We start from the raw sequence: 17318 nt of genomic DNA on the forward strand, positions 1-17318 counted from the left end.
GAGGTAGGCTCACAGGGTTCAACACCCGTCAGAGCTGGCCGGATTCCCGTCGGCTCGGCGCAGATACGGCAGGAGAGATGACCGTGCAGCAGGAGACCTTGGCCGGCGGTGAGGCGCTGGAGGTCTGGATTGACCAGGACCTGTGTACGGGGGACGGGATCTGTGCCCAGTACGCGCCGGAGGTGTTCGAGCTGGACATCGACGGGCTGGCTTATGTGAAGGGCGCGGACGACGAGCTGTTGCAGGCCAAGGGGGCAGTCGCACCGGTGCCGTTGCCGCTTCTGACGGATGTGGTGGACTCGGTGCGGGAGTGCCCCGGTGAGTGCATTCATGTGCGTCGGGTTTCGGACAGGGCCGAGGTGTACGGGCCCGACGCGGAGTGACGTTCCGGACACTCGCCGTGAACATTGTCTGATTTCTCACACGCCCTGGGTTCCCAGGGCGTGTTTCGTATGTCCGGGTCGTGTGCCGGGGCTCACACGCTGCGGGCGCCGACGGGCGTGGAGCGGACGAACGCACCGCCCTTCCACTGCCACTTGGCCGCGGTCTTCACGTCGGGGCAGCAACTGGGCACGTCGGCCGTGGAGTAGCCGAGGAGGGTCGCGGTGACGGCTCCGGCGCGGACGGTGAAGTCGGTGACGGTGAGCCGGTCCTTGGGGTCGACCAGGGTGGCGACGACGCGGGGCTGTTCGGCGCCGGCGGCCTGGGTGAGGACGTAGACGCCGTCGGGCGGGGTACCCATGGGGGCGTCGCAGTGCACCACTGCGACCGTTTCGGGCCGGCCGTCGCCGTCGAGGTCTCCGGTGGCCTTCTTCTGGACCTTGACCTTCACCGGACCGCATTCCAGGGGGAAGTCGACGCCTTCGGTGTCGGGTGGTGCGGCGGTCGCGGGGGCGGTCTTCGCATCGGTGCCGGGGGCGGGCTGGGCGGCCTTGGCCGAGCCGGGCTGCAGGACGGAGGAGAAGGCCACGACGCCGGCGACAGCGGTTGCGGTGGCGACCCAATGGATGGGGCGGGTGTGCGTGTGTGCCAGTTCCGGGACGGCGGATTGCTGCACTAGGAGTGTCTCCTGCGGTGGCTGTGCCGGGGGGTGGCCAGCATGGTGCCACACGTCACAGTGCGGGGGAACGGCAGGGTCCGTGATTTCCGCAGGCGATGGGCCTGCGGGCCCGGGCAGGCTTACGGCTCCTGGTGCCCTGTCAACGCGCGAGCGCCGTGGCGGAGTTCCGGAAGGGTTCCGGGAACTCGGTCACGGCGCCTGTGCGTTGGTGGAGCAAGGGCGACAAAGGGGGCGGCTCAGCGGCCGGCGCCTCCGTCGGCGTTGGGGCCGGCGTAGTCCTCGCCGTAGGCGCCCTTGGCGGGGCGGCGGCGGCGCATGGGCGGCTCGACGCCGTCGGCGAGGCGGCGGGCGGTGAGGAGGAAGCCGGTGTGACCGATCATCCGGTGGTCAGGGCGGACGGCCAGGCCCTCGATGTGCCAGTTGCGGATCATCGTCTCCCAGGAGGTCGGCTCGTTGAAGCAGCCGATCTCGCGGATGGACTCGACGGTCCGGGCGAGCTGGGTGGTGGTGGCGACGTAGCAGCACAGGATGCCGCCGGGCACGAGTGCCTTGGAGACGGCCTCCAGGCATTCCCAGGGGGCGAGCATGTCGAGGATGACTCGGTCGACGTCGGTGTCGGACAGGTTGTCCTGGAGGTCGCCGACCGTGAGCCGCCAGGCCGGGTGCGGGCCGCCGAAGTAGCGCTCGACGTTCTGCTGCGCGATCTCGGCGAAGTCCTCGCGGCGCTCGTAGGAGTGCAGCATGCCCTGGTCGCCGATGGCGCGCAGCAGGAAGCTGCTGAGCGAGCCGGAGCCGACGCCGGCCTCGACGACGCGGGCGCCGGGGAAGATGTCAGCGAAGGCGAGGATCTGCCCCGCGTCCTTGGGGTAGACGACGGCTGCCCCGCGGGGCATGGACAGGACGTAGTCGGGGAGCAGGGGGCGCAGCGCGAGGTAGGCGACGTTTCCGGTGGTGCGGACAACGCTGCCCTCGGGAGCGCCGATCAGTTCGTCGTGCGGGAAGGACCCCTTGTGGGTGTGGAAGTTCTTCCCGGCTTCGAGCGTGAACGTGTAGTGGCGGCCCTTGGGGTCGGTCAGCTGTACCTGGTCCCCGACCTTGAAGGGCCCGCGCCTGCGGGCGGCACCGGTCGGTTCGGACATGTGAACAGCCTACCGGCGTTTCCGGGGGGCGCCGACCACGGGAGGGCGGCCGGAGGGCCCGAGGGCCTGTCCGGCGGATCATGCCGCAGACACGGGGTCTGGCACGCCCATCTGCGGCGTTGTCGTCGGTTGCCGACTCCCCCACGCTCGGCTGCGCTCGCGCGGGGGGACCCCCATCGCGTCGACGCCCTCCTCCGCCTTGCAGCTGGACGCACCAGACCCCGCTCACCTGGGCTGATACGGCGCCGTTGCTTTCCTGCGACCTGATCCGCCGGACAGGCCCTAGGAGGTGGGGCGGGCCATGGCCTTGACGAAGGCGCGCTCGACGTCGGCGGCGGAGAGCACGCCGTAGATCTCCCCGGTCTCCTCGACCACCAGGTATTCGGTGGCCGGGGTGGCGCGCAGGACGTCGAGGAGTTCCTCGCCGGCCAGTTCCGCGGAGACGCGCATGCCGTCGGTGAGCTCCTGGGCGAGGTCGCTGACGGTGACCCAGGGCCGGCGGTGTTCGGGTACGCCGACGATGGCGGCCTCGCGGACGAGGGAGAGGGGGTTGCCGTCGGCGTCGACGACGACGAGGGCGCGGGCGCCGGCGGTGTTGGCGCGGCGCAGGGCCTCGGAGAGGGGGGTGTCGGTCTGGACGGGGACCGCTCGGCGGGTGAGGGTGCGGGCGCGGAGTTCCGGGAGGTGTTCACGGAGGCGGGCCATGCGGATGCTGTTGCCGGCGCCGGTCCAGATGATCGCGGCGAGGATGGCGGCGAGCAGGGCGTCGGTGACGGTGTCCATGCCGTTGATCTCCTCGTTGCCGGAGCCGAGGGCGCCGGACTGGTTGAGGAGGGGGAGACCGATCAGGACGGAGAGGGCGAGGGCGCGGCCGACCCAGGCGGCGGCGACGGTGCCGCTCATGGGCTTGCCGGTGATCTTCCAGACGACTGCGCGGAGCATGCGGCCGCCGTCGAGGGGGAGGCCCGGCAGGAGGTTGAAGGCGGCGACGATGAGGTTGGAGACCATCAGGCCGGCGAGCAGGACGCCGGGGACGGTGCCGGGTTCCACGGGCTGCATGGCGAGGTAGAAGAGCCCGGCGAGCACGAGGGAGAGCAGCGGGCCGACGAAGGCCAGCACGAATTCGCGCCCGGGTGTTTCGGCCTCCTTCTCGATCTCGGAGACACCGCCGAAGAACTGGAGCTGGATGCGGCGGACCGGGAGCTTGAAGCGGATGGCGGCGACGGTGTGGGCGAGTTCGTGGATCAGGACGGAGGCGTAGAAGGCGACTGCGAAGAAGAGGGAGACGAGGTAGCGGGCGGCGCCGAGTTCCGGGAGCACGCGGTCGAGTTGTCCGCCGAACACCCAGGTGATCAGCGCGGCGACGAGGAACCAGCTGGGTGCCACGTACACGGGCACTCCGAAGGGCCGGCCCATGAGGATCCCGCCGCCCGGTTCCTTGCGCCGCTGGGGCGGGCGCCCCTTGGCGATGCCGGAGTGGGCGTGGGTGCGGGCGGCGTGGTCGGCGGCGGGTTCGTGACTGCCGTCGGGGCCGGGCTGGTGGGAGGTGTGGGGGTGGTGGGCGGTCGCGGCGGTACGGGCGGGTTCCGGGTGCTTGCCGGGTGCGGGCTGCGCGGGTGTGCCGACTGCGGCGTCCCTGTCCGCGCTGCGGGGCTCGGTGTCCGGCTCCGGCGGCCCGTGCTCGGCGGAGGGGGCCGGGGAGCGGTCGGCCGTCCCGCTCTTCTCGGAAGGCGCCGTGGGGGTGTCGGTTCGATCGTTGCCGGCGGGTGCCTGGGGGGCCGGGTTCGGCTCGGCGTCGGTCGTGGTGCCGGAGTCCGGTGTTTCCTCGGCCGGTCCGCCGGAGGCGGTGGTGTCGGGGGCGTCGTCGTGTTGCGGCCCGGGGTGCCGGGTGACCGGGGCCGTAGGACCTGCGGGGTGCTCGGTCGGCCTGTCGTTGCCGGACCGCGGCTGCCCGCTTCCGCCGCTCACGTCCACGGTGTCCCCTCGTTCGAAGCGTCTTCCGCGCCAGCCGGGCGGAAGGGTCTGGTGTCGATGGTATGCGGCCGTCGGGGAGCGTTCCGCCCCGGCACCCCCCGTGTTTGCCCCGCCGTCGTGCGGGGGCGAGGCCCGCGGCTGGGTGACTGTCAGTGGTGGGTCGTATGGTCTGTGGTCATGGACAGCAGCATCGAGGGCGCAGAGGCGGTTTCGCCGGTCATGGCCGAGCCGGTGGCGGCGGCCGAGGACGCGGCGGCGGCCGAGGACGCGGCGGCGGCCGAGGACGCGGCGGCGGCCGCTGCCCGGCCCGTCACCAAGGCGCCTGCCTCTCTGTCGCCGTCGCGGGCGAGTGACTTCATGCAGTGCCCGCTGTTGTACCGGTTCCGGGTGATCGACCGGCTGCCGGAGAAGCCGAGCGAGGCGGCGACCAGGGGGACCCTGGTGCACGCGGTCCTGGAACGGCTCTTCGACGCGCCCGCCGCCGAGCGGACCGCGCCCCGGGCGAAGTCGCTGATCCCGGGCCAGTGGGACCGGCTGCGGGAGACGAAGCCCGAGGTCGTGGAGTTGTTCGCGGACGATCCGGAGGGCGAGCGGCTGGCGCGCTGGCTGAGTGAGGCGGAGCGGCTGGTGGAGCGGTGGTTCACGCTCGAGGATCCGGCCCGGCTGGAGCCCGCCGAGCGGGAGCTGTTCGTGGAGGCCGAGCTGGAGTCGGGGCTGCGGCTGCGCGGGATCATCGACCGGGTCGATGTGGCGCCGACCGGCGAGGTGCGGATCGTCGACTACAAGACCGGTAAGGCACCCCGGCCGGAGTATGCCGAGGGCGCGCTGTTCCAGATGAAGTTCTACGCCCTGGTCGTGTGGCGGCTGAAGAAGGTGATCCCCCGGCGGCTGCAGCTCGTCTATCTGGGCAGTGGTGACGTGCTGACGTACGACCCGGTCCTCGCCGACCTGGAGCGGGTCGAGCGGAAGCTGCTGGCGCTGTGGGAGGCGATTCGACAGGCCACCGAGACGGGTGAGTGGCGACCGCGCCCGACGAAGCTGTGCGGCTGGTGCGATCACCAGGCGCACTGTCCGGAGTTCGGGGGCACTCCCCCGCCGTACCCGTTGCCGGTGAGGGCCGCCGGGTCCGGTGACCTGTGACCCGGCGCCCCGCAGGCGGACCAGGGCCAAGGCGCAGGGCAGAATGGGGCCGGACTAGCGAAGGAGACTTACGTGGCCATCCGCATCCTATTGGTCGACGACCAGCCGCTGCTGCGTACGGGCTTCCGGATGATCCTGGAGGCCGAGCAGGACATCGCGGTCGTCGGTGAGGCCGGAGACGGCCTTCAGGCGCTCGACCAGGTGCGGGCCCTGCAGCCCGATGTGGTTCTGATGGACATCCGTATGCCGCGGATGGACGGTGTGGAGGCGACTCGGCAGATCACCGGGCCGGGCCGGGACGGGCCGGCGAAGGTGCTGGTGCTGACGACCTTCGACCTGGACGAGTATGTGGTGGAGGCGTTGCGGGCCGGGGCCAGCGGATTTCTGCTGAAGGACGCGCCCGCCAATGAGCTCGTGCAGGCGATCCGGGTGGTGGCCGCCGGTGAGGCCATGCTGGCGCCGAGCATCACGCGGCGGCTGCTGGACAAGTACGCCACGCATCTGCCTTCGGGTGACGAGCCGGTGCCGGACACGCTGCACACGCTCACCGACCGCGAGGTCGAGGTGCTGAAGCTGGTGGCGCGCGGGCTGTCGAACGCCGAGATCGCCGCGGACCTGTTCGTCAGCGAGACGACCGTGAAGACGCACGTCGGGCATGTGCTGACCAAGCTGGGTCTGCGGGACCGGGTGCAGGCGGCGGTGTACGCGTACGAGAGCGGGTTGGTGCGTCCCGGCGCGCAGTAGCGCGCGGAGGTCGTACGGCGAGGGCGCCCTCTCGGTGGAGAGGGCGCCCTCGGTGTGTGCCGGCCGTGGTCAGCCCTTGCTGAGTTCCCAGAAGCGGAACACGGTCGAGGCGTCGAGGCAGTACTCCAGGCCGTAGACGCCGTCGCGGGAGACGGCGTACTGCTTGGCCTGCCAGACGGGGAGGACGGGGAGTTCGTCGGCGACGATGTCCTGGAGCCGGCCGAAGTCCTGGTCGGTGGCGGAGCGGTCGCTCTGCGCCGCTGTGCTGGGGATGAGCGAGCCGGTGATGGTGGCGTTGCTGTAGTTGTTGTCCAGCACGTTGCCCTTGCCGAAGAAGGGGGCCGTGAAGTTGTCGGCGTCCGGGTAGTCGGGCACCCAGCCCTTCACGTACACGCCGTACTTGCCCTTGGCGATGTCCTTCTCGTACTGGCCGAAGGCGACGGACTCGACGTCCGCGGTGAACAGTCCGCTGGCGTTGAGCTGGGCGGCGATGGCCTTCAGCTCCTGGTCGGTCGCGGGGCCGTAGCGGGAGGGGGTGGACCAGAGGGTGAGCTTCACCTTGCCGGTGATCCCGTCGGCGCGGAGGGCGGCGGCGGCCTTGTCCTTGGAGGGGCGGGCGCCGTAGGTGTCGAAGAAGGCGGTGTTGTGGCCCGCGATGCCGGCCGGGATGATCGAGTACAGCGGGGTGGCGGTGTCCTGGTAGACGTTCTTGATCAGGGCGTCGCGATCGATCAGGTAGGCCATGGCCTTGCGGACGCCGAGCTTTCCGGCGACCGGGTCGTGCATGTTGAAGACCAGGTGCTGGACTTCGGCGCTGCTGCCTTCGATGACCTCGACGCCCTTGCTGTCGTCCTGCCGGTCGATGTCGGAGATGTCGCCTGCGGAGAGGCCTCGATAGGCGATGTCGATCTTGCCGTCGAGGAGGGCCTTCTTCAGGGCGGCCTGGTCGCCGTGGAAGAACTTGACGGTGACGCCGGAGTTCTTGACCTTGGCGGTGCCCTTGTAGTCGGGGTTCGGCGAGAAGACTGCCTCGTCGTCGCCGAAGGAGTCCAGTTTGTAGGGGCCGGAACCGACGGCCTTGTCGTCCTTGCGGAGGCTGCCCGCGTCGTACTGCCGGTGGTCGACGATGGAGCCCGCGCCGGAGGCGATCTTGCTGGGGAAGGTGGCGTCGGGGACCTTCAGCCGGAAGACGACGGTCTTCTCGTCCGGGGTCTCGACCCGATCGAGCATCGGGAACATGATCGCAGGTCCGGCCGCGTCGTTGATCTTCAGCGTGCGGTCGAAGGAGAACTTCACGTCCTGCGAGGTGAGCGGGTCACCGTTGCTGAACTTGACGCCGTCCTGGAGCGTGCACCGGTAGACCGTGGCGTGGGTGTCGGTGAAGGAGCACTGCTTCGCCACCTCCGGCTGGGGCTCGGTCCCTCCCTTGGGGAAGCTCAGCAGCGATTGGAAGACGTTGTTGAACAACAGCCAGGAGCCGGGGTCGTAACCGGAGGCGGGGTCCGTGGAGAGGACGTCGTCGGACATCCCCATCACCACGGAGGAGCCGGTACCCCCCGAGTCACCGGTCTCCGAGCCACAGCCGGTCAACAGACCGGAGGCCAGCCCCGCCACGATGGGCAGGACTGGCCACTGGTTGCGCTTGTTCACGTAGGTGTGCCTTGTCGTCGGTCTCGTCACCCCGGAGTCGCCGTTCCCGCGTTCCGAGGCACAAACCCGATTACCCTACCGCCCGTCCGTGAACGGAGCTTCGGCGACCGGCACCTGAGGGGCCGTCGGCCGTCAGCTTCCCGAGCCGCGGCTGAGCTCCCACAGCTGAAGCGTCGAGGAGGAGTTGATGGCGTAGGCGGCGCCCGTGATGTCGTCCCGTGCGGCGACGTACTGCTTGCCCTGCCACAGCGGCAGTACGGGAACGTCGTCGGCGACGTCGTCCTGGATGGTCGTGAGGCTCTTGGAGGCGCTCAGCCGGTCGGCCTCGCGGCGGGACTCCGGGATCAGGATGTTGCGGATCTTGGCGTTGACGTACGGCGAGCCGAGGAAGTTGTCCTTGTCGAGGAACGGCGCGATGTAGTTGTCGGCGTCCGGGAAGTCGGGGAACCAGCCCATGCCCCAGACGTCGTACGAGCCCTTCCGCGAGGCGGTCTGGTAGGTCGACCAGGGCGTGCCCTTGACGGTGACGTCGAACAGGCCGCTGTTGTTGAGCTGCTTCTGCAGGACCTCGAACTCCTGCTTGGTGGCCGGACCGTAGTGGTCGGTGGTGTAGTGCAGGGTCAGCTTCACCGGGGCGGTGATGCCGGCCTGCGCCAGCAGCGCCTTGGCCTTGACCGTGTTGGGGTCGCCGTACTTGTTGAAGAACGAGTTGGAGTGACCGGTGATGGTCGCCGGGACCAGCGAGTACAGCGGCTCGGCCTGGGAGCCGTACACCTTGGAGACCAGCTCGCCGCGGTTGATGACCTGGGCGATCGCCTGGCGGACGGCCTTGGTCTTCACCGTGGGCGCGTTGGTGTTGAAGGCGAGGTAGCGGATTTCCAGGCCCGCCATCTCGACGAGGTCGACGTTCTCGTCGGTGCCGGTGTCGAGCTTCTTGATCTGCGCCGGCGACATCGTGCGGGTCATCACATCGATGTCACCCTTGTCGATGGCGGCGCTCATGGCGTCCGCGTCGTCGAAGGAGCGCATCACGACCTTGTCGTTGCTCACCTGCAGGCTCCCCTTGTAGTTGGGGTTCTTGCTGAAGGTGGCGGTGACGATCGAGTCGTTCTTGACGTCGGTCTGGACGGTGTAGGGGCCGGAGCCGTCGACGTCGAAGCCGTCGCGCAGCTTGTCCTTCTCGTAGTCGTCGGGGTTGATGATGCCCGCGACCGGAGTGGACAGCTTGTACGGGAAGGTGGCGTCGGCGGACTTGAGGTGGAAGATCACCTCTCGGTCGCCCTGGGTCTCGATGGTGTCGATGTCGGACATCAGGGCGAACACCTGGCTGTCGGCCTTGATGCGCAGCGCCCGCTCGATGGAGTACTTCACGTCCTCGGCGGTGACGGCGTCGCCGTTGGCGAACTTCAGGCCGTCGCGGAGCTTGCAGGCGTAGCGTTCATTGCCGCTGTCGGTGAAGCCGCAGCTCTCGGCGGCCTCGGGCACCGGGTCGCCCTCGCCCTTGGGCTGGATCATCAGGGTCTGCACGGTCTGGCGCAGGATGTTCCAGCTGCCGACGTCATAGGCGTAGGCGGGGTCGAGCGGCGCCGGAGCGTCCTTGGTGGCGGTGAACCGGTCCGTGGTGCCGACGACGATCGCGTCGCCGCTCTTGCTCCCGCTGTCGGATCCGCCGCACGCGGCGAGAACCGGCGTGAGCAGGCCGGCCACGGCCGGCAGCACCAAATGCTTGCGGTTCATGCTCGAAGTTCTCCAGAGCTGTTCGGGTCCGTGTACCCGGCATGCAGGGGGTATCGCTGCGGATCACGGGGGTAACGGCGATGTTCTCGCGACGAGATTAGTCCGCACCAGCATGGGCGTTCACAACCCCCGGAGTTGAGTTCCCATCACAGAGTGAAACCGGGTGCGGACACACCGAAAACCCGACAGAGGCAGGATTAGTGCAGCGTTCCACCAATCGGGACACAAGGGCACGCGCTTTCCCCCCGATCAGGGGTGCCCGGCACACCTCGACATCGATGTCGAGCCCCCGGGGAGTGGCGAACGTCACACCATCAACTCGGTTGGGCGGTGCCTGAATTCGGGCGACCGACCCGCTTCGAATTCCCTCGGGTGATCAGCGGGAGATCTTCCCCAATGGATTTTGTACGCTGGGTGAACGGCTAGCGCATTTCCGTCATCAGACCGCGCAGAAATGCGAGGTCGACCTCTTCGAGAGAGGTCACGACGGTGCGCCGGACGGCCGGGGCGATGGGGGCCACGGACGGCACCGCGACCACCTGGCAGCCCGCGGCCTCGGCCGCCGCGACACCGGTCGCCGTGTCCTCCACGACCGCGCATCTGACCGGGTCGACGCCCAGTCCGGCGGCGGCGAGCAGATACGGGTCCGGGTACGGCTTGGTGCGGGACACCTCGTCGCCGGCGATGGACAGGGCGAAGTGCTGGGGGCCCAGGGAGGTCAGAACGCGGTCGATGATGCGCCGGTGCGAGGCGGAGACCAGGGCCGTGGGGATCTCGTGCTCATAGAGCTCGGCGAGCAGCCTGGCGGCGCCGGGCATCAGGGGCAGGGCGCGGCCGATGCGGTTCTCGAAACCGTCGTTGAGGAGCACGGTGAGCTCGGCGAGGGTGATGTCGGCGCCGGTGGCCTCGATGAGGAAGCCCGCGCTTCGGGTCATGGGGCCGCCGACCACGACGTGGCGCCAGGAGTCGTCGAGGGCGTGGCCGAGGCCCGCGAAGATCTCGACCTCGACGTCCCACCAGAAGCCCTCGGTGTCCACCAGGGTGCCGTCCATGTCGAGGAGCACGGCCTGCAGGGCTGAGCCTTCGGCCGTACGGGTTCCTGGCGCGGGGACCGTACTGGTCATCCGGGCGCACCTCCTTGAGGGACGATCAGGCCGGTTCCCAGCGGGGAACCGGCCTGCGGTGGATCGACCAGTGTACGACTCCCGCTGGTGAAACGCCTGGTTTTGCGCTGGGGCGCGAGGGAAACACGAGGAACACCCCCCGGTCGGACCGGGAGGCCTCGGGTGTGCCCGGGGACAGATGGCAGCGGGCTGACGGAGCGCTCACGCGGAGCCGAGGCCGTGGCGCCGCCGGGACGGGTTCGTCCGGCCACGGGACACCTCGGCGGGCGCACAACCCCCTCGGCGGGCCGCGAACCGCCCCGCGGGGGCGCACCGGCTCCCGGCCGAGTCACGTCGACCGGTCCCGACCGGTCCACCTTGCCGCGGCCGCACGAGGAGCCCCCGTGGACGAGCGGGCCCCCCACGGACGCCCAGGCCCGTCGTCCCAACCCCAACGGAGTGCACCGAACGCCGTGGCCAGGTGGCCGCCCGGCCGTGTTCAGGCGCCCGTCCAACGCTCAGGCCGACCCGCGGCCCATGCCGAAAGCCCCGCGCCGCGAGCGGCCCCCGTCGGACCCGGACCACAAGCAGCCCCCCGCCACAAGCAACCCCCGCCGGACCCGGACCACAAACAACCCCCGCCGGACCCGGACCGGGCCGAGCCGAGCCGGGCCGAGCCGGGCCGAGCCGGGCCGAGCCGGGCCGAGCCGGGCCGAGCCGGGCCGCAGCCCATACCGAAAGGCCCTCACCCCAAATCCCCGGTGCGCCCCGAGGCACCACCGGAGGAGGCCCCGGCCGAGGATCGCGCCCGGGCCGGGCCCTCACGCCCTCAGTCGGGCGGCAGTCCGAGGGCAGCCCCCGCCGGGGAACGGTCCCCCGTCGCGCGCCCCGGTCGGGTGGTCCTCCCGGGGGCGTGTCCCCGGCCGGGTCGAACCCCCTGGCGAACCCCCGGAGGGCTCAGCGGGCGTTGAAGTACTTCGCCTCCGGGTGGTGGATCACGATCGCGTCCGTGGACTGCTCGGGGTGCAGCTGGAACTCCTCGGACAGATGGACGCCGATGCGCTCCGGGCGGAGGAGTTCGGCGATCTTGGCGCGGTCCTCCAGGTCGGGGCAGGCACCGTAGCCGAGGGAGAAGCGGGCGCCCCGGTACCTGAGGGCGAACATGTCCTCGATCTCGCTCGGGTCCTCTCCGGCGAAGCCCAGTTCGGAGCGGACGCGGGCGTGCCAGTACTCGGCGAGCGCCTCGGCCAGCTGCACGGACAGGCCGTGCAGTTCGAGGTATTCGCGGTAGGAGTCCGACGCGAAGAGCTTGGCCGTCTCCTCGCCGATCCGGGAGCCGACGGTGACGACCTGCAGGCCGACGACGTCCGTCTCCCCCGACTCCTCCGGGCGGAAGAAGTCGGCCAGGCACAGGCGGCGGCCCCGGCGCTGGCGGGGGAAGGTGAAGCGGGTGCGTTCGTTGCCCCGCTCGTCGAGGATGATGAGGTCGTCGTCCTTGGAGACGCAGGGGAAGTAGCCGTAGACCACGGCCGCCTCCAGGAGGTTCTCGGTCTGGAGCCTGTCGAGCAGGCCGCGCAGCCGCGGGCGGCCCTCGGTCTCGACGAGGTCCTCGTACGTCGGTCCCTCTCCGGTGCGCGCCTGCTTCAGGCCCCACTGCCCCTTGAACAGCGCGCCCTCGTCCAGCCAGCTCGCGTACTCCTTGAGCGGGATGCCCTTGACGATCCGGGTGTCCCAGAAGGGCGGGGCCGGTACCGGGTTGTCGGTGGCCACGTCCGAGCGGACGTGGCCCTCCTCCGGGCGCTCCTCGATCTCGACCGCGGCCGCCGCACGGACCCGGCGCTGCTTGAGCTCGGGCAGCTTCGCCCCGGGCACACCGCGCTTGACGCCGATGAGGGCGTCCATGAGGCGCAGACCCTCGAACGCGTCGCGGGCATAGCGGACCTCGCCCTCGTAGAGCTCGTACAGGTCCTGCTCGACGTAGGCCCGGGTCAGGGCCGCTCCACCGAGGATCACGGGGTAGTCGGCGGCGAGGCCCCGCTGGTTGAGCTCCTCCAGGTTCTCCTTCATGATCACCGTGGACTTGACCAGGAGCCCGGACATGCCGATGACGTCGGCCCGGTGCTCCTCGGCGGCGTCCAGGATCGCGGAGACCGGCTGCTTGATGCCCAGGTTGACCACGTTGTAGCCATTGTTGGACAGGATGATGTCGACGAGGTTCTTGCCGATGTCGTGCACGTCGCCGCGCACGGTGGCGAGCACGATGGTGCCCTTACCCTCGGCGTCCGACTTCTCCATGTGCGGTTCGAGGTAGGCGACGGCGGCCTTCATGACCTCGGCGGACTGGAGCACGAACGGCAGCTGCATCTGGCCGGAGCCGAACAGCTCGCCGACGACCTTCATGCCGTCCAGGAGAGTGTCGTTGACGATGTCCAGGGCGGGGCGGTCGGCCAGGGCGAGGTCGAGGTCGGCCTCCAGGCCGTTGCGCTCGCCGTCGATGATGCGGCGCTTGAGGCGCTCCTCCAGCGGCAGGGCGGCCAGCTCCTCGGCCTTGCCCGCCTTCAGCGACTTCGCCGTGGCGCCCTCGAACAGGGCCATCAGCTTCTGGAGGGGGTCATAGCCCTCGGCGCGGCGGTCGTAGATCAGGTCGAGGGCCGTCCGCACCTCCTCCTCGGCGAAGCGGGCGATCGGCAGGATCTTCGAGGCGTGCACGATCGCCGAGTCGAGGCCCGCCTTCACGCACTCGTCGAGGAAGACGGAGTTGAGCAGGATGCGCGCGGCCGGATTGAGGCCGAAGGAGATGTTCGACAGGCCGAGGGTGGTCTGCACGTCCGGGTGGCGGCGCTTGAGCTCGCGGATCGCCTCGATGGTGGCGATGCCGTCCTTGCGGGACTCCTCCTGGCCGGTGCAGATGGTGAAGGTCAGGGTGTCGATGAGGATGTCCGGCTCGAGGATGCCCCAGTTCGTCGTCAGGTCCTCGATCAGCCGCTCGGCGATCTCGACCTTCTTCTCCGGGGTGCGGGCCTGGCCCTCCTCGTCGATGGTCAGCGCGATCAGGGCCGCGCCGTGCTCCTGGGCGAGGCGGGTGACCTTCGCGAAGCGGGACTCGGGGCCGTCGCCGTCCTCGTAGTTGACCGAGTTGATCACCGCGCGGCCGCCGAGCTTCTCCAGACCGGCCCGGATGACGTCGACCTCGGTGGAGTCGAGCACGATCGGCAGGGTGGAGGCGGTGGCGAAGCGTCCGGCCAGCTCCTCCATGTCGGCGACGCCGTCGCGGCCGACGTAGTCCACGCACAGGTCGAGCAGGTGCGCGCCCTCCCGGATCTGCTCGCGGGCCATCTCGACGCAGTCGTCCCAGCGGGCGTCCAGCATGGCCTCGCGGAACTTCTTGGAGCCGTTGGCGTTGGTGCGCTCGCCGATCGCGAGGTAGGAGGTGTCCTGGCGGAACGGGACCGTCTGGTAGAGGGAGGCGGCGCCGGGCTCGGGCCGGGGGTGGCGCTCGACGGGCGTGGCCCCCTGGATCCGCTCCACGAGCTGCCGCAGGTGCTCCGGCGTGGTGCCGCAGCAGCCGCCGATCAGGTTCAGGCCGTAGTCGCGTACGAAGGTGTCCTGCGCGTCGGCCAGGCCCTTCGGGTCGAGCGGGAAGTGGGCGCCGTCCTTGGTGAGGATCGGCAGGCCGGCGTTCGGCATGCACAACAGCGGGGTGCGGGAGTGACGGGCCAGATAGCGCAGGTGCTCGCTCATCTCGGCCGGGCCGGTCGAGCAGTTCAGGCCGATCATGTCGATGCCCAGCGGCTCCAGCGCGGTCAGTGCGGCGCCGATCTCCGAGCCGAGCAGCATGGTGCCGGTCGTCTCGAAGGCCATCGAGACCAGCAGCGGCACGTCGGTGCCGGTCGCCTCCATGGCGCGCCGGGCGCCCAGGATGGACGACTTCGTCTGGAGGAGGTCCTGCGTGGTCTCCACGATCAGGGCGTCCGCGCCGCCGGCGAGCAGGCCCTCGGCGTTGGCCTGGAAGCCGTCGCGCAGGGTGCCGTAGCCGATGTGGCCGAGGGTCGGCAGCTTCGTACCGGGTCCGATCGAGCCGAGCACCCAGCGCTGGCGGCCGTCGCGGGCGCCGAACTCGTCGGCCGTCTCGCGGGCGATCCGGGCGCCCGCCTCGGACAGCTCGTAGACGCGGTCGGCAATGTCGTACTCGGCCATGGCCGAGTGGTTGGCCCCGAACGTGTTGGTCTCGACGCAGTCGACGCCCACGGCGAAGTACGCCTCGTGGACGGAGCGGACGATGTCGGGGCGGGTGAGGTTGAGAATCTCGTTGCAGCCCTCGAGGTTCTCGAAGTCCTCGAGGGTCGGATCCTGCGCCTGGAGCATGGTGCCCATGGCTCCGTCGGCGACCACCACTCGGGTGGCGAGCGCCTCTCGGAGCGCGGACGCACGGGTCCGGCTGTCGGCGGAAGGGGACGGTGGCGACGAGGCCATGAAGGGCTCCCTGGAGTGCGACGGCTGTCGGCTATGCGGTTTCCCGGGCGGGCCCGGTGATGGCGCACGGCGTCAGAGTAACCGGGAGTGGGCTTGGATGGGCAGGGCGTCCACGAGGCGGACGATTGGTGGCGCTCCTGCCACGCGCAGGCCACCTGTGATGTAACAGGTGCCGACCGGCCATTGGCGGTTGGTCGACATGGACCGGTAGTGTTCGGCATTGCCGAACGATAGGTGAACCGACACCGCAGCGGCGGCAGTCGACGGGACGGAGGCAGTACGGCGATGGCACGGAACATCCAGTCGCTCGAACGGGCGGCCGCGATGCTGCGGCTGCTCGCGGGCGGCGAGCGGCGGCTCGGCCTGTCGGACATCGCCTCGTCGCTCGGCCTCGCCAAAGGCACCGCCCACGGCATACTGCGCACCCTCCAGCAAGAGGGCTTCGTCGAGCAGGACGACGCCTCCGGGCGCTATCAGCTGGGCGCCGAGCTGCTGCGCCTGGGCACGACCTATCTGGACGTGCACGAGCTACGGGCCCGCGCCCTGGTATGGACGGACGATCTGGCCCGCTCCAGCGGGGAGAGCGTCCATCTGGGGGTGGCGCACCAACAGGGCGTGCTGATCGTCCACCACGTCTTCCGGCCCGACGACAGCAGGCAGGTCCTGGAGATCGGGGCCATGCAGCCCCTGCACTCCACGGCCCTGGGCAAGGTGCTGTCGGCGTACGACCCGGTCGCGCACAGCGAGGCACTGGAGGCCGACCGCAAGGCCTTCACGGATCGCACGGTGTGCGATCCGGAGGGCTTCGAGCACCTCCTCGACCTCACGCGCGCGCGGGGATACGCGGCCGACGTGGAGGAGACCTGGGAGGGCGTGGCCTCCATCGCCGCACCCGTGCACGACCGCCGGCGCATGCCCGTGGGGGCAGTGGGTATCACCGGTGCCGTGGAGCGCCTGTGCCGGGACGGGGAGCTGCGCCCCGAGCTGATCGCGGCGGTACGGGACTGCGCCCGCGCGGTGTCGCGCGATCTGGGTGCCCTGCGGTTCTGAGCGCCGCACAACGACAGAGCTGACGACAGGAGACCGGAGCGCTGAGCGGCGTTCCGGCTCTAGCCATACCCTGAAATGGACATACAGGGTGAAAATGGTATGAAAATCCACACGTCTGGCGCTCGAAGATCGATAGCCCGCAGCGATCAATAACGATCAGGTTTTCGATAACAGAACTCTTGACGCACATGTAACGCCGGAGCAAGACTCCCGTCCATCGGTCGGCATTGTCGAACACCTACCGGCAATACGCGCTAGAGTGTGGCAACGCCAAGGGCCGACATCGCTCTCACCCCCTGAGGGCGCTGAACCCCCGGAGGGACCCGGGGTTCGGCTTCCCTGGACGAAGGACAAAGGAGTCGCGGGTGTCCAGCTCCGACATCTTCATCGGCGAGACCATCGGTACCGCCATACTCATCCTGCTCGGCGGTGGCGTCTGCGCCGCCGTGACGCTGAAGGCCTCCAAGGCCCGTAACGCCGGTTGGCTCGCCATCACCTTCGGGTGGGGTTTCGCCGTCCTGACGGCGGTCTACACCTCGGCACCGCTCTCCGGTGCCCACCTCAACCCGGCCGTGACCCTCGCACTCGCGATCAAGGACCACGACTACAGCAACCTCCCCGTCTACTGGGGCGGCCAGCTGCTCGGCGCCATGATCGGCGCGACGCTGGTCTGGGTCGCCTACTACGGCCAGTTCCACGCGCACCTCACCGACAAGGAGATCGTCGGCGGTCCGGGCGCGCAGGCCACGGTGGCCAAGACCGTCGAGGCCCAGGAAAAGGGCGCCGGCCCCGTCCTGGGCGTCTTCTCCACCGGTCCCGAGATCCGCAACGTGGTGCAGAACCTCGCCACGGAGATCATCGGAACGGTCGTCCTCGTCCTCGCCGTCCTCACCCAGGGTCTGAACGACAAGGGCAACGGCCTCGGCACCCTCGGCGCCCTGATCACCTCGCTGGTGGTCGTCGGTATCGGTCTGTCGCTCGGCGGCCCGACCGGCTACGCGATCAACCCGGCCCGTGACCTCGGTCCGCGCATCGTCCACGCCCTCCTGCCCCTGCCCAACAAGGGTGGCTCCGACTGGGGCTACGCCTGGATCCCCGTCGTCGGTCCCCTGATCGGCGCCGCGATCGCTGCAGGCATCTACAACGTCGCATTTGCTTAAAGAGCACCGAGCCTCGCCTTTCGAGCACCGAGCTTCACAGCACGCGCCGTACGTACAGCCCTCGTAACCACGGAACTCCCAGGAGCAC

Annotated in this window: 12 protein-coding genes; 5 read left to right on the top strand and 7 right to left on the bottom strand. The window is 69.9% G+C overall.

Features of this window, described 5'->3' with window-relative positions:
- The first annotated feature begins 77 nt into the window (after positions 1-77).
- Positions 78-383, top strand: coding sequence for a ferredoxin (locus ACIPSA_RS21785; RefSeq protein ID WP_402637430.1), 306 nt, complete (start codon positions 78-80; stop codon positions 381-383).
- 92 nt (positions 384-475) lie between these two features.
- Here the strand turns inward: ACIPSA_RS21785 and ACIPSA_RS21790 are convergent, their stop codons facing one another.
- The 3 genes from ACIPSA_RS21790 to ACIPSA_RS21800 form a co-directional block, all read right to left on the bottom strand.
- Positions 476-1057 (bottom strand): hypothetical protein, encoded by a 582-nt coding sequence (locus ACIPSA_RS21790; RefSeq protein WP_402637432.1) that lies wholly within the window; start codon positions 1055-1057, stop codon positions 476-478.
- A 239-nt stretch (positions 1058-1296) separates the two neighbouring features.
- A complete protein-coding gene (locus ACIPSA_RS21795) occupies positions 1297-2199 on the bottom strand; it encodes a tRNA (adenine-N1)-methyltransferase (RefSeq protein WP_402637434.1) in 903 nt (300 codons plus the stop codon).
- A 282-nt stretch (positions 2200-2481) separates the two neighbouring features.
- Entirely contained in the window at positions 2482-4173 is a 1692-nt protein-coding gene (locus ACIPSA_RS21800; protein WP_402637436.1) for a site-2 protease family protein, read from the bottom strand.
- 177 nt (positions 4174-4350) lie between these two features.
- Between ACIPSA_RS21800 and ACIPSA_RS21805 the strand changes: the two genes are divergently transcribed.
- On the top strand, positions 4351-5313 hold the full coding sequence (locus ACIPSA_RS21805) for a RecB family exonuclease (protein WP_402637438.1): 963 nt from the start codon (positions 4351-4353) through the stop codon (positions 5311-5313).
- 72 nt (positions 5314-5385) lie between these two features.
- Positions 5386-6057, top strand: a complete 672-nt coding sequence (locus ACIPSA_RS21810) for a response regulator (protein ID WP_402637440.1) — start codon at positions 5386-5388, stop codon at positions 6055-6057.
- Positions 6058-6126: 69 nt separating this feature from the next.
- Here ACIPSA_RS21810 and ACIPSA_RS21815 read toward each other — a convergent pair whose 3' ends face one another.
- From ACIPSA_RS21815 to metH, 4 genes are all read right to left on the bottom strand, one after another.
- A complete protein-coding gene (locus tag ACIPSA_RS21815; protein ID WP_402637442.1) occupies positions 6127-7707 on the bottom strand; it encodes an ABC transporter substrate-binding protein in 1581 nt (526 codons plus the stop codon).
- Between the two features lie 132 nt (positions 7708-7839).
- Positions 7840-9444: an ABC transporter substrate-binding protein gene (locus ACIPSA_RS21820; protein WP_402637444.1), complete on the bottom strand. Its 1605-nt coding sequence runs from the start codon at positions 9442-9444 to the stop codon at positions 7840-7842.
- Positions 9445-9866: 422 nt separating this feature from the next.
- Positions 9867-10568, bottom strand: coding sequence for an HAD family hydrolase (locus ACIPSA_RS21825; RefSeq protein WP_402637446.1), 702 nt, complete (start codon positions 10566-10568; stop codon positions 9867-9869).
- 936 nt (positions 10569-11504) lie between these two features.
- Positions 11505-15020 carry a methionine synthase gene (gene metH / locus ACIPSA_RS21830; protein ID WP_402637448.1) on the bottom strand — a complete coding sequence of 1172 codons (3516 nt, stop codon included), beginning with the start codon at positions 15018-15020 and terminating at the stop codon, positions 11505-11507.
- Between the two features lie 285 nt (positions 15021-15305).
- On the opposite strand from metH, the gene ACIPSA_RS21835 reads away from it, so the two are divergent.
- Both ACIPSA_RS21835 and ACIPSA_RS21840 read left to right on the top strand, forming a co-directional pair.
- Positions 15306-16070: an IclR family transcriptional regulator gene (locus ACIPSA_RS21835; RefSeq protein ID WP_402637450.1), complete on the top strand. Its 765-nt coding sequence runs from the start codon at positions 15306-15308 to the stop codon at positions 16068-16070.
- A 365-nt stretch (positions 16071-16435) separates the two neighbouring features.
- Entirely contained in the window at positions 16436-17230 is a 795-nt protein-coding gene (locus ACIPSA_RS21840; protein WP_402637452.1) for an MIP/aquaporin family protein, read from the top strand.
- The last annotated feature ends 88 nt before the right edge of the window (positions 17231-17318 follow it).

The organism is Streptomyces sp. NPDC086549 (assembly GCF_044746205.1).
Classification (GTDB): Bacteria; Actinomycetota; Actinomycetes; order Streptomycetales; family Streptomycetaceae; genus Streptomyces.

Coding starts and splice junctions, on each gene's coding strand:
- ACIPSA_RS21825 (WP_402637446.1), bottom strand. CDS start 10,568: ATGACCAGTACGGTCCCCGCGCCAGGAACCCGTACGGCCGAAGGCTCA.
- ACIPSA_RS21835 (WP_402637450.1), top strand. CDS start 15,306: ATGGCACGGAACATCCAGTCGCTCGAACGGGCGGCCGCGATGCTGCGG.
- ACIPSA_RS21820 (WP_402637444.1), bottom strand. CDS start 9,444: ATGAACCGCAAGCATTTGGTGCTGCCGGCCGTGGCCGGCCTGCTCACG.
- ACIPSA_RS21785 (WP_402637430.1), top strand. CDS start 78: ATGACCGTGCAGCAGGAGACCTTGGCCGGCGGTGAGGCGCTGGAGGTC.
- metH (WP_402637448.1), bottom strand. CDS start 15,020: ATGGCCTCGTCGCCACCGTCCCCTTCCGCCGACAGCCGGACCCGTGCG.
- ACIPSA_RS21805 (WP_402637438.1), top strand. CDS start 4,351: ATGGACAGCAGCATCGAGGGCGCAGAGGCGGTTTCGCCGGTCATGGCC.
- ACIPSA_RS21795 (WP_402637434.1), bottom strand. CDS start 2,199: ATGTCCGAACCGACCGGTGCCGCCCGCAGGCGCGGGCCCTTCAAGGTC.